The sequence below is a fragment of the Candidatus Poseidoniia archaeon genome (assembly GCA_030748895.1).
Lineage (GTDB): Archaea > Thermoplasmatota > Poseidoniia > MGIII > CG-Epi1 > UBA8886.
The window spans coordinates 1-12548 of the sequence record JASMLC010000018.1 but is presented as its reverse complement, the minus strand read 5'-3'; the positions used below and the strand labels follow the sequence as shown (position 1 = coordinate 12548).

Genomic DNA, 12548 nt, shown 5'->3' with positions numbered 1-12548 from the left:
GCTCTTGGACGAATTGTAGTTCTTGGTCTTCGGGTCGACGTCGAGGATGTCATCTTCGCCACCGCCGCCGCCCTCATAGTAAAAATCATCACACACATCTGACTCCTGCCCATTGCCACCGCCGCCGCCATCGCCAACGGGGGCTTCACTGACACTCGAAGTGTTGCTCTTGGACGAATTGTAGTTCTTGGTCTTCGGGTCGACGTCGAGGATGTCATCTTCGCCACCGCCGCCGCCATCGCCAACGGGGGCTTCACTGACACTTGAAGTGTTGCTCTTGGATGAATTGTAATTCTTGGTCATGAAAACTGATTAAGCATGGTGTATTAATAAGACCTGCTTAGATTGTGAAGACTACAATATTGCTTTGGACAAACGTAAATGATGGTATGAATGGTCGCCCCCAGCAAATTCCTGAATGACGTCCTGCAAACTTTCGAGATTGCCACCCCAAATGACCTTCTCACCGTTGAATATACCTTCAGAAATTGCTTTGTAAATGAATTCAAGTGAACGCAGGACACCATCCGTGATATCGTTCGAAGATATTATTGTGAATCCAGCATCTTCGAATCGCGATACGATGATTTCCATCGTGGCCCGGCCCTGGAAATCAGACCAGCAGAAGACTCCGTCAGCCTTCAGGACCCGGAACACTTCCCGGAGGAAAGCATCGAAATTGGCGTAGCAATGGGAAGATTCTACGTTGTAGACAACATCAATGGAGGCGTCCGGGAAGGGCAGCGCTTCGGCATCACCGACAACAAAACGCAGGTTTTGCTGGCCACCATACCATTTGTTGGAGAGGCTGACGGCTTCGCTCGAGATGTCCATTCCGATAAGAGAGGCTGGCTGGCGCCACCGAGAAATCCAGGACGCTCCACCACCCAGTCCCGAACTGATATCAAGCACGTCTTTGTCAGTCAGGTCAGTGCCACCGAGAGTCACTTGGTAGAGCTCGATGAAAATACGGTCCGCTTCATCCGAGGGTTCTAATTCTGGATCCTCCAGCCCTATATATCCGTAATTCATGAACCTGTAGTCGCGGTTCTCCAGTTGGTTAATCAGGCTGTCGTACCAATCTCTCCAGACTTGGTTGCGCCTGTCGGGAGGTGAGTCGCGCAACGCAGGGGTGATGTCCTCAATGTCCACCATTAGATCCTCCAGTTACTTGAAACATAAAAGCGTTGAAGCTCTTTCTTCCTGCTAGGACCGTTTCAGGAATCCGTCTCGCTGCCGAATAGCCCCAGAAACCACTCGATGTAGCGCCAGCCGAGCAGCGCCAGCAGCAGCGAATCAAGCGCCAGCAGCGCGACCAGCGCCTGCTGCCACAGCGCCAGCTCGAGTGCCCAGAGCAGCCAGCCGCAGGGCAGCACGCCCACTGCGCCGAGCACCCGCCAGGCAGCGTCGCTCATTCCGCGGCAATGCGCAGCGCACCGTCACGGTAGTGGATGTGGATGTTGCTGCGCATGTTGTGCGCGATGCTGCTCAATGACTCATAGACCTGCGCCGGCTTCAGCTTCAGCGCCTTCGCCGCCTTCGCGGTCGACCACGGCTTCGCGACGAAATCATCCTGACGCAGGTAGTCGTAGACCTTGCGGTCGGCCGGGGACAGGTCGCTGTATGCCATCGCTGCCCGAAACGCGGGGGGCTTAAGGGGCTGGCGGCGCGCCGCCAGCCCCTCCGTGCGGTAGCCCCGTTAGCGCAGGTTCTCCGGGTTAAGCCCTTCCAGCTCCGGCAGCACGAACAGCCCGTCCTTGCGGATGAGCACGTCGTCGAAGCGGATTTCGCCGCCGCCGTGTTCCGGGCGCTGAATCATCACCATGTCCCAGTGGACTTCCGACCGGTTGCCGTTGTCCGCCTCGTCGTAGGCGTTTCCCGGGGTGAAGTGGAAGCTGCCGGCGATTTTCTCGTCGAACAGGATGTCGAGCATCGGCTCGCGGATGAAGGGGTTGAACGCCAGCGAGAACTCGCCGACGTAGCGCGCGCCTTCGTCGCTGTCCAGGATTTCGTTGAGCCGCGCGTCGTCACTGCCGGTCGCAGCGATGACTTTTCCCGCCGCGAACTCGAGCCGCACGTCGCTGAAGATCGTGCCGTTGTAGAGCGTGCGCGCGTTGAAGTGGATGTATCCCTCGACCGAATCGCGCACGGGCGCAGTGAAGCATTCGCCGTCGGGGATGTTGCGGTCCCCGGAGCAGATTATGGACGGGATGTCCTTGATGGAGAAGCGCAGGTCGGTATCGGGGCCGGTGATGTGGACGCGGTCGGTACGCTCCATTAGCGCCTTCAGCGGCTCCATGGCCTTGCCCATCTTCGCGTAATCGAGACAGCAGACGTCGAAGTAGAAATCCTCGAACTCCTCGGTCGACATCTCCGCCTGCTGCGCCATCGACGGCGACGGCCAGCGCAGGACGACCCAGCGGGTATTGGGCACCCGCTCCTGGAAGTGGACCGGCTGCAGCCAGTGCGTCTGGTAGAGCTGCATCCTTTCGGAAGGTACGTCGGACATCTCGGCGATATTGCGGCTGCCGCGCATGCCGATGTAGGCGTCCATCTCGCGCATGCGCGCCAGCTCGACCTCGCCGCAGAGCTGCATCTGCTCCGCGGTCGCGTCGACGTAAAGCTCGCGCAGGACGCGGTTGTTCTTGAGCGTCACGAACGGCGCGCCACCCGCCTCGCGTGCGGCGCGCACCAGCGCGATGACCATCGCCTCCGGCAGGTCGAACGCCTCGATGAGCACCTTTTCGCCCTTTTGCAGGCGAATCGAGTGGTTAACCAGATTCGACGCGAGCGTCGCGTAGCGCGGGTCAGGCATGGAGCGCGCCAGTTCCGGGCTGCTAAAAGCTTAATCTAAAAACCGGCGCGAGCCCAGCTCGCCTACTAAGTTCTCGCCCATTCCCTCGGCGGCCGAGTCGGGGCGATGCTTCAGCAGCCACATCAGCTTGACGAGTGCCGTTTCCGGCAGCGTATCGCCCGCCTCGATGACGCCGGCCTCGCCCAGTTCGCGGCCGTTGCGGTAGACGTTCAGGTTCGTGCACCCCGCCAGGCACTGCGTCGTCATCGCCACGACGGCGTCGCGCGCGGTCGCCCGCACGGCGGCGTGCAAATGGCTCCCAATGTGGCCGAGCCCGGTTCCCGCCACGACGACCCCGCGCTTGCCAGCGGTCGCCGCCTCCCAGTCGCCCGCCGTAAGCGCAGGGTGGCTCCAGACCAGCGCCACGTCGGGGTCGAAGCCCGCTTCGAGCCGCGTCTCGTCGGCGACCGGCCGGTACTCGGCATCGAACTTGACTGCGTCGCCGACGCTCCCGAGCCGGCCACCGTTCGGCGCCGTGAAGGCATCGCGGCGCGATGAGTGCGCCTTGCGCGCGCGCGTCCCGCGCCAGAGCGCGACCGTATCGTCGCTAGAAGAAGCGTGCATCGCGATAGCAACTTCGCCTAGGTCTGTGAGTGCCGCGCGCGCCGCGCCGGCGAGATTCAGGTGCGCGTCGCTCGAAGGGCGGTCGCTGCTGCGCTGCGAGCCAGTCAGCACGACCGGTGCGCGCAGTACCGGCAGCTGGAACGCGAGCGCAGCGGCGGTGTAGGCCATAGTGTCGGTGCCGTGGCCGATTACGATTCCGGTGCCATCTTCGGCGTGCAGCTCGCTGACGCGGCTCGCAATCGCGCTCCAGTCGTCGGGCCGCATGTCCTCCGACGCCAGCGAGAGCAGCGCCTCGGCGCGGATGCTCGCAATCTCGGCCAGCCCCGCGACCGCCGCGACGATTTCCTCGGCGCTCTTGGCCGGATGGACCGCGCCGGTCTGGTAGTCGACGTAGGAAGCGATGGTGCCGCCCGTCCCGAGCATGGTCAGCGGCGGCAGGTCGCTTGGCGGGGGCGCCTCGACGGCGGTCGCTTCCGCCGTCGCGGGAGCGCGCTCGAGCAGCTCCAGCTCGGCGCCTTCGCACGAGACGCCGATGTTGTAGCCGTTCCCCAGTTTGAGCACCACGACGTGGTCGCCCGAGAAGCGGTGCGTTGGCATGATGCGCCCTTCGTGGCTGCGGCCGCCCGCGCTGATGCGCACGCGGTCGTGCAGCCGGGCGTCGTGTGCCTTGAGGAATTGCTCCGCCGCGGTCGGCATGGCGCGCCATCGCGCGAGCCTTATTACCTTCATCCCTTCGCAAGCTCGTGTCATGGCGCGACCGATTCAGTGAACTGAAGGATTCCGTGGAGGAATGGCGGGAGGGTTCAGCCGACCGCGGCTTCGACAGCCAGGTCGAGAAGCACCTGACCACGCTCAAGTCAGGTAGCGAGCAGGCGCGTGCCGCGGCGGTCAAGGCGCTGCTGGTGCAGGTGCAGGCGGCCGAGCGCTGGCGCGAGCCTATCGTCAAGGCGCTGCTCGGCACCTTGCCGGAGCAGCCGGCGCAGCCGCAGCTGGCAATCATCGAGGCGCTACAGGTCCTGCGCGAGCTGATGCCGGAACGGCAGGACGACTTTTTCGAGGCCATCCAGGCGACGCTCGACAGCCCCCACCGCGAGGTGCGGCTGCACGTCGTCAAGCTCTGGACTGGTCTCTCCATTAACTCGGACCGACGCCGCGACGAGACCATCCCCGACCTGTTCGAGCTGCTCGACGACGACGACAAGGACGTGCGCTACGCCACTCAGGATGCCTTGGGCCGCGTGCTCCACAAGGCGCCAGCGCAGGCGCTCCCCAAGCTGCGCGACGCGCTCAAGCACCGCGACTGGCGCGTGCGCTACCACGCCATCGTGCTGCTGACCGCGCTGGCGGGCAAGCAGCCGCAGGCTGCCATCAAGCTGGCGCCCGCCGCGGTGGCGGCGCTCAAGTCGCGCGACCGGGTGCAGGAGCGCGCCGCCGAGTGCGTCGGCGTGCTGGGGCGACACAGCCCGCAGGCGGTCGCGCCGGCAGTCCCGTCGCTCATCCGGGGGCTCAAGTCAAATTCGTCGGAACTGCGCAAGGCGTGCGCCACCGCGCTGGGGCGCATCGGCAACCGCGACGCGCTAGTGGTGATGCAGGCGGTGCCGCATCTCGCCAGGGCGCTGGAGAACGACGACTGGTACATCCACGTCGAGGTGCTGAAGGCGCTGGGCTATATCGGCGCCAACAAGCCGGCGCTGGTCAAGCCGCATCTCGCAATTATTCGTAGCCGCACCACCCGCGCCGCCGACCGCAACATCACCCAGACTGCCAAGTGGGCGCTCCGCAAGGCGGGCGGCAGCTGAATGCCGGGCAGGGGCCGCCGCGGCAGCGACGGGTTCCAGCGTCGCGCGCGGCGCGAGGGCTACCGCGCGCGCTCGGCCTACAAACTGCAGGAAATCCAGCGGCGCAGCCAGCTCTTCCGCAAGGGCGACACCGTCCTGGATCTGGGCGCCGCGCCGGGAGGCTGGAGCCAGGTGGCGCAGGAAATGGTCGGCCCCGAGGGTCGCGTCATCGGCATTGACCTGGCGCACATCGCCCCGCTCGAGGGCGTCGAGTTCCTGCAGGGGGATTTGCGCGACGCAGAATTGCGCCGCCAGCTCGGCGAGCTGGCGCCGACCGCCGCGGTCGTCATCTCCGACATGAGCCCCGATCTGAGCGGCAACTATTCGGTCGACCAGGCGCGTTCAATCGAGCTCGCGGAACTGGCGCTCGCTGTCGCCAGCGAGCGCCACGCGCGCTGTTTTGCGGTCAAGGTGTTCGAGGGCGAAGACTTCCAGCAGTACCGCGCCGAGGTGCAGGCGGAGTTCGGCTCGGTGCGCACGCTCTCGTCCGAGGCGTCGCGCAAGGCGTCGAGTGAGGTTTACCTCATCGCGAAGCGGAAACGGCGATGAAGCTCGGCGTGCTCTTCTCGGGCGGCAAGGACTCCTGCCTTGCGCTGCACCGCGCCGTCGCGGCCGGCCACGAAGTGGCGTGCCTGCTGACGCTGCTGCCTGAGCGCGACGACAGCTGGATGTTCCACACCCCGGCGCTGGAGTGGACTGCGCTACAGGCCGAGGCGCTCGGCGTGCCGCAGCTCACCGCCGCGATGGAGGGCGAGCCGGAGGCGGAGCTGGCTGACATGCAGGCACTGCTGGCGCGCGCGCAGCGCGAAACCGGCATCGCCGGCGTTGTCACCGGCGCACTCGCGTCGACCTACCAGGCGACGCGCATCCAGCGCGCTTGCGCCGACTTGGGACTTTGGTGTTTCAACCCGCTCTGGCAGCTGCCGCAGCCGCAGCTGCTCGAGACGCTGCTCGCCGAGCGCTACGAGGTCATCGTGACTGCGGTCGCGGCCGACGGCCTTGGCCCGGAGTGGCTCGGCCGCAGGCTGGACCGCACGGCGGTCGACGGGCTGCTGGCACTTGCGGACCGCTACAGGCTGAACCCGGCCGGCGAGGGAGGCGAGTTGGAGACACTGGTGCTCGGCGCGCCGCTCTTCCGCCAGCGGCTGCGGTTGCTCGAGACGCGCCCGGAGTTTCGCGCCGGCGCCGGCCGGCTACAGATTCGCAAGGCGGTGCTCGCGTGAGCGTGCTGCTCGTCTCCACCTGCGTCGAGCCGCTGAGCGAGGCGGAGTTCGTCGCGCCGCTTGAGCGCATCGTGCGCGAGACCGGTGCGACGGTCGAAAGCGTCCGTCTCGGCATGCTGGATGGCGTCCCGGAGGCGGTGTCGCACATCCTGCTGGCGGGGACTGCGCTTCAGGATGACCAATATTTAAAAGAAATAGGCGCGGTCAAGCGGTTGCTGGAGGCTGGCCTGCCGCTGTTGGCGGTCTGCTCCGGGATGCAGCTGCTGGCGGCCGCTTGCGGCGGCAAAATAATCGCGCAGCGCGAAATCGGGATGGTCGCGGTCGAGACGCTGGCGGAGAATCCGCTCTGCGCCAGCCGCTTCGAAGCCTTCGCGTTGCATCGCCATGCGGTGGAGCCCGGTGCGCGGCTGGAAGTGCTGGCGCGATCGGAGGAGTGCGCGCAAGTGGTGCGGCACCGCGAGCTGCCGGCGTGGGGAGTGCTGTTTCACCCCGAGGTTCGCAACGAGCAGCTAGTGCGCAGCTTTCTCGCGCTCTAGAGCGACTTGGCGCCGTCGACGATTTTCTGCGCGGTCAGCTTGGTGAAGCCGCTGACGCCGCTAATGTCATCGAATGAGGCGGCCTTGAGAGTTTCGATAGTGTGGAAGCCGCCGTCGTAGAGCTGCTCCGCCTTCACTTTGCCGAGCCCCTTGATTTTGGAGGCGGCGGAGATGAAGTCCGCCTTCGAGCCGCCCGGGCCGCCGCCACTGCTGGGGGCGGGGAAATTGCCCGACTGGATTGAACGCCATTCCTTCGCGACTGCGGCAATCGCTTCGAGGCTGCTGACGTTCTGGTTGAACCAGCCGTCGCGCGCCCGGACCGCCTGCTTGGCGAACTCGAGCTCTTCCTCCATCTCCTGCGTAATCGAGAGCAGCCGGTCATACTTTTCGGTCTGGTCGGCGACCTTTTCCTCGAGCGAATCCACGCGCGGCGCGTATTCCGCTTCGACCTTCGCCTGCCGCTGCCGCTCGATTTCGAGCTCGCGGATGTGGCTGTCGCGTTCGCCTAGCAGCTCCTCGAGTGACTGGACCATCGCCTGCTTGGTCTCCAGGTCGGATTCCAGCCGGTTGATGCGGTCCAGCGATGCGTTCAGGTCCTGCTCCTGCTGCTCGTATGCATCCCACAGCTTCTCGAGCCGCTGTTGCTCCTGCGCCAGCGCGCCCTCAAGCTGGGATGTCTGTTCGTCGCCGTCGGCCATGGGACGTCGCGATGGTGCTGCCGGATATATAATATCCCCTGCCTGCGCCAGCGTGGATTTCACCGTCGGGGGCGGCCGCTGTGCAGCAGGCAGCGACGCAGCGCTCAGGGAGCTGCTCGGCCCACGGCTGGCGCTCGCCGACGCACGTGCGGTGTGCGGCGCGCTGCACCTGCATCAGGCGGCCGAGCTGGCACAGCGCGCGCACGACGGCGGCTACGCACTCTCGCACACCCGCGCCAGCGAAGTGCTGCTCTACCTGACCGGTCAGCGGCAGGTCTCGCGCGCCATCGCCCGCGCCGGGCTGACGCCGGTGATCGAGGCGGTGGCGTGGGTCGCCTTCGGCGAGCCGCCGCCGGAGCTGGCGGGGCTGGTCACGGAGGACGCAAGCGTGCTGGACGAGGCGGAGTTTGACTTCTGCGCCTTCGGACTGCCGCAGGCGGTGCTCGACGCCAATCCGCGCGAGCGCTGGCCGGAGCTGGTGTTGACGCGCTGCGCTTTGCTGCCCGTGCGGGGCAAGGGGTGAAAACTGCCCCGCGCTGGGAAGATGATGGAGCTTGACGCGGCGACGCTGAAGCAGGTGCTGCGGTTCCAGTACCTGGAGCTGACCGAGGCACGCATCTACGAGCGGCTGGCGCAGCGCGAGCGCAATCCCGCCAACCGCAAGGTGCTGCAGCAGATTGCCGAAGACGAGGTGCGGCACTACGAGTTCTGGAAGGAGTACTCCGGCCAGAAGGTGGCGCCGTCACGGCTGCGTGTAGCGTGGTTCTCGCTGCTGGCGCGGCTCTTTGGCATCACCTTCTGCGTCAACCTGCTTGAGCGCGACGAGGTGAACATCGCCGCCGAATATCGCAGCATCATCGATGTAATCCCCGCCGCGCGGCCAATCATGGAGGAGGAGGAGGCGCACGAGCAGCACCTGCTGGGGATGCTTGACGAGGAGCGATTACAGTACACTGGCTCGATGGTGCTCGGCCTCAACGACGCGCTCGTGGAGCTGACCGGCGCACTGGCCGGCCTCACTTTCGCGTTCCAGAACCTGCGGCTGGTTGCGCTGGCGGGACTCGTCACGGGGATCGCGGCGGCGATGTCGATGGCCGCTTCGGAATTCCTCGCGACACGCACCGAGGGCGACGCCCGCAACCCGCTGCGCGCCGCGTTCTACACCGGCGTGGCGTACCTCGTGACGGTATTCCTGCTGGTAATGCCCTACCTCGCGCTGCGGCCCGACAGCCCCGAGCTGCTGGGACTATCGGTGCTGCACCAGGCGCTCGGCGCGACGCTGCTGATTGGCGTCGGCATAGTCGGCGCGTTCAACTACTACGTCTCCGTGGCACAGAACCAGCCATTCCGCCGCCGCTTCCTCGAGATGTGCGCCATCTCGGGCGGTGTGGCGCTGCTCTCGTACGGAGTGGCAATCGTGCTGCGCGGTTATTTCGATATATCACTGTAGCGCAAGGTGCGCCACGGGCGCAGCCTTTCTGGCCTCGTTTCACTCGGCCAGCGGCTGCCATAATGCGCAGCCGAACTGGAAAAAAATGGTGTGCCCCGCCCGAAGGCGGGACACGGGTTTGGGGGACGCAAGCCCCGAAGGTGTGTGTTCTAGTCGAGGACGTTGTCCTTGACGGCCCAGCCAGCTACGGCGCCAATGACGCCGCCGACCATGGCGTACGTGGCCGAGGTAGTTATCTCGCCATTATCGACCAGCACGACGGTGTGAAGACCGCCACCAGCGAGGACACCGGGGTTGACTTCATTGAAGCCGCCCGCCATCGCGGTTACCACGAACAGCGTGCCGCCGACAGCCCAGGGGTCGGAGGTCGAGAGTAGGACCAGCACGAAGAAGGCCGTGCCGACCGCTGCAGCGCCAAGGGCGAACATGTCACCCGTCAGGACGCTGAAAGTCCCTCCTATCGCTGCGAAGCCGATGAACGCACCGCCAATCTGCGCTAGGACATATGCAATCGCATCGTCCTGCGACATCTTGTTCGACATAAAATTCCCGATGGACACCGCAGGGTTGAGGTGACATCCAGATATGGGTCCCATGACGTGCATCAGGACCATGAGGGTTACACCGAAGGCAAAAGCCCCCTCGAAACCCCCACCAAGCGCGCCGAAAGCAGTGAGGCCTATGAAAACCAGGAAAAAGGTTCCCATGACCTCGGCACTGACGGCCTTCATGTTCGTGTCTTCAAACATTGGTGGACACCAGTCATGGGGTGTAGAAAGGTCTATTTAATAATTTCGGTAACGTTTTATAGTTAAATCATTCATTAGGTACCACCTTTCCGGGACTTTGCGGGGTGGTTGCAACACCCCTCCGCCAGCGCCATTAAATGGCTCGCCGGACGTGGTGTGGTGATGATTTCGATTGCGAAGCCGCTAATCGGCGACGAGGAGCAGCGCGAGGTCGCACGCGTCCTCGGCTCGGGCTCGCTGGCGCAAGGCCCTGAAGTGGCGGCGTTCGAGGCCGAGTTCGCCGCTTATTGCGGGACGAAGCACGCGCTCGCGACGACCAACGGCACCACCGCACTGCATCTGGCGCTGCTCGCGGCGGGTGTCGGCCCGGGCGACGAGGTCATCACGACTCCCTTCTCGTTCTTTGCCTCCGCGTCGAGCATCCGCATGGCGGGCGCGAAGCCGGTCTTCGTCGACCTCGAACGTGACGGCTACACGCTCGACCCCGCGGCGGTCGCGGCCGCCATCACCCCGCGCACGAAGGCGGTGATGCCGGTCCACCTCTACGGCGAGCTGTGTGACATGGACGCGCTGCGGGAGGCGTGCGCTGCGGTGCCCATCATCGAGGACGCCTGCCAGGCGCACGGTGCCGACGCGGGTGGCCGTGCGGGGTCGCACGGACTCGCGGGCTGCTTCAGCTTCTACCCCACCAAGAACATGACCACCGGCGAGGGCGGCATGGTGACGACCGACGACGACGAGGTCGCCGCGGCGGTAGTGCAATTGCGCGCGCACGGGCAGGGCGAGCGGTACGAGCATCTGCAGCTGGGGTTCAACTACCGCATGACTGATATCGCCGCCGCGATTGGCCGTGTGCAGCTGCGCAAGCTCGACGGCTACAACGCGGCGCGCCGCGCCAACGCGCGGCGCTACAGCGCGGAGCTGGCCGACTGCGTGCAGGTTCCCGAGGAACGGCGCGGTCATGTCTTCCACCAGTACACCATCCAGTCTGACGCGCGCGACGCGCTGCGCGAACACCTCGCGCAGCGCGACATCGGCAGCGGCGTCTACTATCCCTCGCTGCTCTACGAGGCGCGGCCACTGGCGGAGTTTGCCGCGCCGACGCCGCGGGCGGCGGCGCTACCCGCGCGCGTGCTATCCCTGCCGGTGCATCCCGGCCTCTCGGAGGACGACGTCGGGACGGTCATCGAGGCGGTGCGCGACTTCGCGCCAACGGCTTAAAGCGGCACCGGACTCCCCCGCTCCCGCGAGGCAGCGATGGCAGACGAGCAGGCAGAGATGGGACAGCCGGCGCCCGAGTTCGAGGGCGCCGCAATTCGCTGGAACCCGCGCAAGAAGCGGTTCGAGGAGCGGCTGGTGAGCCTGGTGGAGAACTGCAAGCGCGGCCACTGGACCGTCCTGTTCTTCTATCCGCGCGATTTTTCGGGCCTTTGCCCGACCGAGCTGCACGCCCTCAACCGCCGACTGCGCGACTTTGAGCAGGCGGGCGCGCAGGTCATCGGCTGCTCGACCGACTCGAAGCAGAGCCATCAGGCGTGGATGGAGCGCCCGCGCACGCGCGGCGGCATCGACAAGCTGGGCTACCCCCTGCTCGAGGACCCCTCGCTGCGCACCAGCCGCGCCTACGGCGTCCTCGACGAGCGCGCCGGGATGGCGCTCCGCGGCACCTTCATCATCGACGACCGGAGCATCGTCCGCGCCTACTCGGTCTACCCCGCCGGCACCGGCCGCAACATTGACGAAATCGTGCGGCTGCTGCAAGCTTTGCAGACCGGGAAATCGTGCCCCGCCAGCTGGCGGCCGGGCCGGAAGACACTATGAGCCCGGCCGCCTGGGCGCAGCCTAGCGCCGGAGTCTGGCGTCTCCGTCGCGGCTGCTGGCGCCCCGGCCGCAAAACGCTGTGAAGCATGGGCTTCGCGCACACCTCCATCACCGTCCGCGACATGGAGGCGAGCATCGCCTTCTACGAGCGCTGGCTCGGGATGCGGCTCGAGCGGCGCCATCCGATCGAGAGCACCCGCGCTGACATAGCCTTCCTCGAAGACCCCGCCACCGGCGCGCTGCTCGAGCTGACCTGGTGGTGGGACAAGCAGGACTGGAACGCGGGCGACGAGCTGGACCACCTCGCGTTCTATGTCCCCGACGTAGCCGCGCTCGTCGCGGAGGCCCGCAAGGCGGGCGTCGAAATCGCGAAGGAGCCTTATTCGCTACCCGGCTCGGCGACGAAACTGGCATTCCTCAAGGACCCCAATGGGATATGGATTGAGCTGATTGAGAGGACGGGAAAGGGTTAAGCGCGGCGTCAAATCACAGGATGTGGTAAGTTCGGCTACAATTCAGTTAATCAAAAAAGACTTAGAGGTTTCGTCTGACGCTAAACAGAAAAGTAATCAATGGCTGGAATATAGGAGTAATTTCCTAACGGCTTCTGATGTAGCCGTAGCGTTAAACCAAAGCCCATTCAAGAGCCCAGAGGATTTACTAATTGAGAAGTTAGGTAAAAAACCAGATGTTGATATAGATGAAGAAATTGTAGCTTGGGGTAATAAATATGAAGAAGAGGCCATACAAAAATACGAAAAATACTATAATTGTACAGTAGAACGAGAGTTAAATCTCCTTAATAATCAAAAGTT

General features: G+C 64.8%; 18 protein-coding genes. 10 read left to right on the top strand and 8 right to left on the bottom strand.

What is annotated here, in order from left to right:
- From QGG57_06620 to gatD, 6 genes are all read right to left on the bottom strand, one after another.
- Window positions 1–303, bottom strand: a 303-nt coding sequence (locus tag QGG57_06620) for a hypothetical protein (GenBank protein MDP7007837.1), incomplete at its 3' end; no start/stop codon positions are given.
- A gap of 51 nt (window positions 304–354) precedes the next feature.
- On the bottom strand, window positions 355–1152 hold the full coding sequence (locus QGG57_06615; protein MDP7007836.1) for a class I SAM-dependent methyltransferase: 798 nt from the start codon (window positions 1150–1152) through the stop codon (window positions 355–357).
- A 65-nt stretch (window positions 1153–1217) separates the two neighbouring features.
- Window positions 1218–1415 (bottom strand): hypothetical protein, encoded by a 198-nt coding sequence (locus QGG57_06610; GenBank protein MDP7007835.1) that lies wholly within the window; start codon window positions 1413–1415, stop codon window positions 1218–1220.
- Window positions 1412–1630, bottom strand: a complete 219-nt coding sequence (locus QGG57_06605; protein ID MDP7007834.1) for a hypothetical protein — start codon at window positions 1628–1630, stop codon at window positions 1412–1414. Before QGG57_06605 ends, QGG57_06610 begins: the two co-directional genes overlap by 4 nt.
- Before the next feature lie 69 nt (window positions 1631–1699).
- Window positions 1700–2815, bottom strand: coding sequence for an aminopeptidase (locus tag QGG57_06600; protein ID MDP7007833.1), 1116 nt, complete (start codon window positions 2813–2815; stop codon window positions 1700–1702).
- Window positions 2816–2845: 30 nt separating this feature from the next.
- On the bottom strand, window positions 2846–4114 hold the full coding sequence (gene gatD / locus QGG57_06595) for a Glu-tRNA(Gln) amidotransferase subunit GatD (GenBank protein ID MDP7007832.1): 1269 nt from the start codon (window positions 4112–4114) through the stop codon (window positions 2846–2848).
- Window positions 4115–4161: 47 nt separating this feature from the next.
- On the opposite strand from gatD, the gene QGG57_06590 reads away from it, so the two are divergent.
- Genes QGG57_06590 through QGG57_06575 form a run of 4 tightly spaced genes read left to right on the top strand, consistent with a single transcriptional unit; the run spans window position 4162 to window position 7015 of the window.
- On the top strand, window positions 4162–5217 hold the full coding sequence (locus QGG57_06590; GenBank protein ID MDP7007831.1) for a HEAT repeat domain-containing protein: 1056 nt from the start codon (window positions 4162–4164) through the stop codon (window positions 5215–5217).
- Window positions 5218–5805 carry an RlmE family RNA methyltransferase gene (locus QGG57_06585; protein MDP7007830.1) on the top strand — a complete coding sequence of 196 codons (588 nt, stop codon included), beginning with the start codon at window positions 5218–5220 and terminating at the stop codon, window positions 5803–5805. It begins immediately after the preceding gene.
- Window positions 5802–6479, top strand: a complete 678-nt coding sequence (locus QGG57_06580) for a diphthine--ammonia ligase (GenBank protein MDP7007829.1) — start codon at window positions 5802–5804, stop codon at window positions 6477–6479. The genes QGG57_06585 and QGG57_06580 overlap by 4 nt, the downstream gene beginning before the upstream one ends.
- Window positions 6476–7015, top strand: coding sequence for a gamma-glutamyl-gamma-aminobutyrate hydrolase family protein (locus tag QGG57_06575; GenBank protein MDP7007828.1), 540 nt, complete (start codon window positions 6476–6478; stop codon window positions 7013–7015). Before QGG57_06580 ends, QGG57_06575 begins: the two co-directional genes overlap by 4 nt.
- Here the strand turns inward: QGG57_06575 and QGG57_06570 are convergent.
- Entirely contained in the window at window positions 7012–7713 is a 702-nt protein-coding gene (locus QGG57_06570) for a helix-hairpin-helix domain-containing protein (protein MDP7007827.1), read from the bottom strand. The two genes, QGG57_06575 and QGG57_06570, sit on opposite strands and share 4 nt — an antisense overlap.
- Window positions 7714–7765: 52 nt before the next feature.
- Between QGG57_06570 and cgi121 the strand changes: the two genes are divergently transcribed.
- Together cgi121 and QGG57_06560 are read left to right on the top strand one after the other, a co-directional pair.
- The gene (gene cgi121 / locus QGG57_06565; protein MDP7007826.1) at window positions 7766–8236 is read left to right on the top strand and encodes a KEOPS complex subunit Cgi121; all 471 of its coding nucleotides are present in this window, start codon (window positions 7766–7768) and stop codon (window positions 8234–8236) included.
- A gap of 24 nt (window positions 8237–8260) precedes the next feature.
- Entirely contained in the window at window positions 8261–9163 is a 903-nt protein-coding gene (locus QGG57_06560; GenBank protein MDP7007825.1) for a VIT1/CCC1 family protein, read from the top strand.
- Between the two features lie 149 nt (window positions 9164–9312).
- On the opposite strand, the gene QGG57_06555 is transcribed toward QGG57_06560, so the two are convergent.
- On the bottom strand, window positions 9313–9894 hold the full coding sequence (locus QGG57_06555; GenBank protein MDP7007824.1) for an aquaporin: 582 nt from the start codon (window positions 9892–9894) through the stop codon (window positions 9313–9315).
- A 180-nt stretch (window positions 9895–10074) separates the two neighbouring features.
- Here QGG57_06555 and QGG57_06550 point away from each other — a divergent pair, with 180 nt between their 5' ends.
- The 4 genes from QGG57_06550 to QGG57_06535 all read left to right on the top strand — a co-directional run.
- The gene (locus tag QGG57_06550; protein ID MDP7007823.1) at window positions 10075–11133 is read left to right on the top strand and encodes a DegT/DnrJ/EryC1/StrS family aminotransferase; all 1059 of its coding nucleotides are present in this window, start codon (window positions 10075–10077) and stop codon (window positions 11131–11133) included.
- A gap of 36 nt (window positions 11134–11169) precedes the next feature.
- Window positions 11170–11733 (top strand): peroxiredoxin, encoded by a 564-nt coding sequence (locus tag QGG57_06545; protein ID MDP7007822.1) that lies wholly within the window; start codon window positions 11170–11172, stop codon window positions 11731–11733.
- A gap of 86 nt (window positions 11734–11819) precedes the next feature.
- Complete coding sequence (locus QGG57_06540; GenBank protein MDP7007821.1) at window positions 11820–12206, top strand: VOC family protein; 387 nt, start codon at window positions 11820–11822, stop codon at window positions 12204–12206.
- Window positions 12207–12228: 22 nt separating this feature from the next.
- A partial coding sequence (locus QGG57_06535; protein MDP7007820.1) for a YqaJ viral recombinase family protein occupies window positions 12229–12548 on the top strand: 320 nt, incomplete at its 3' end.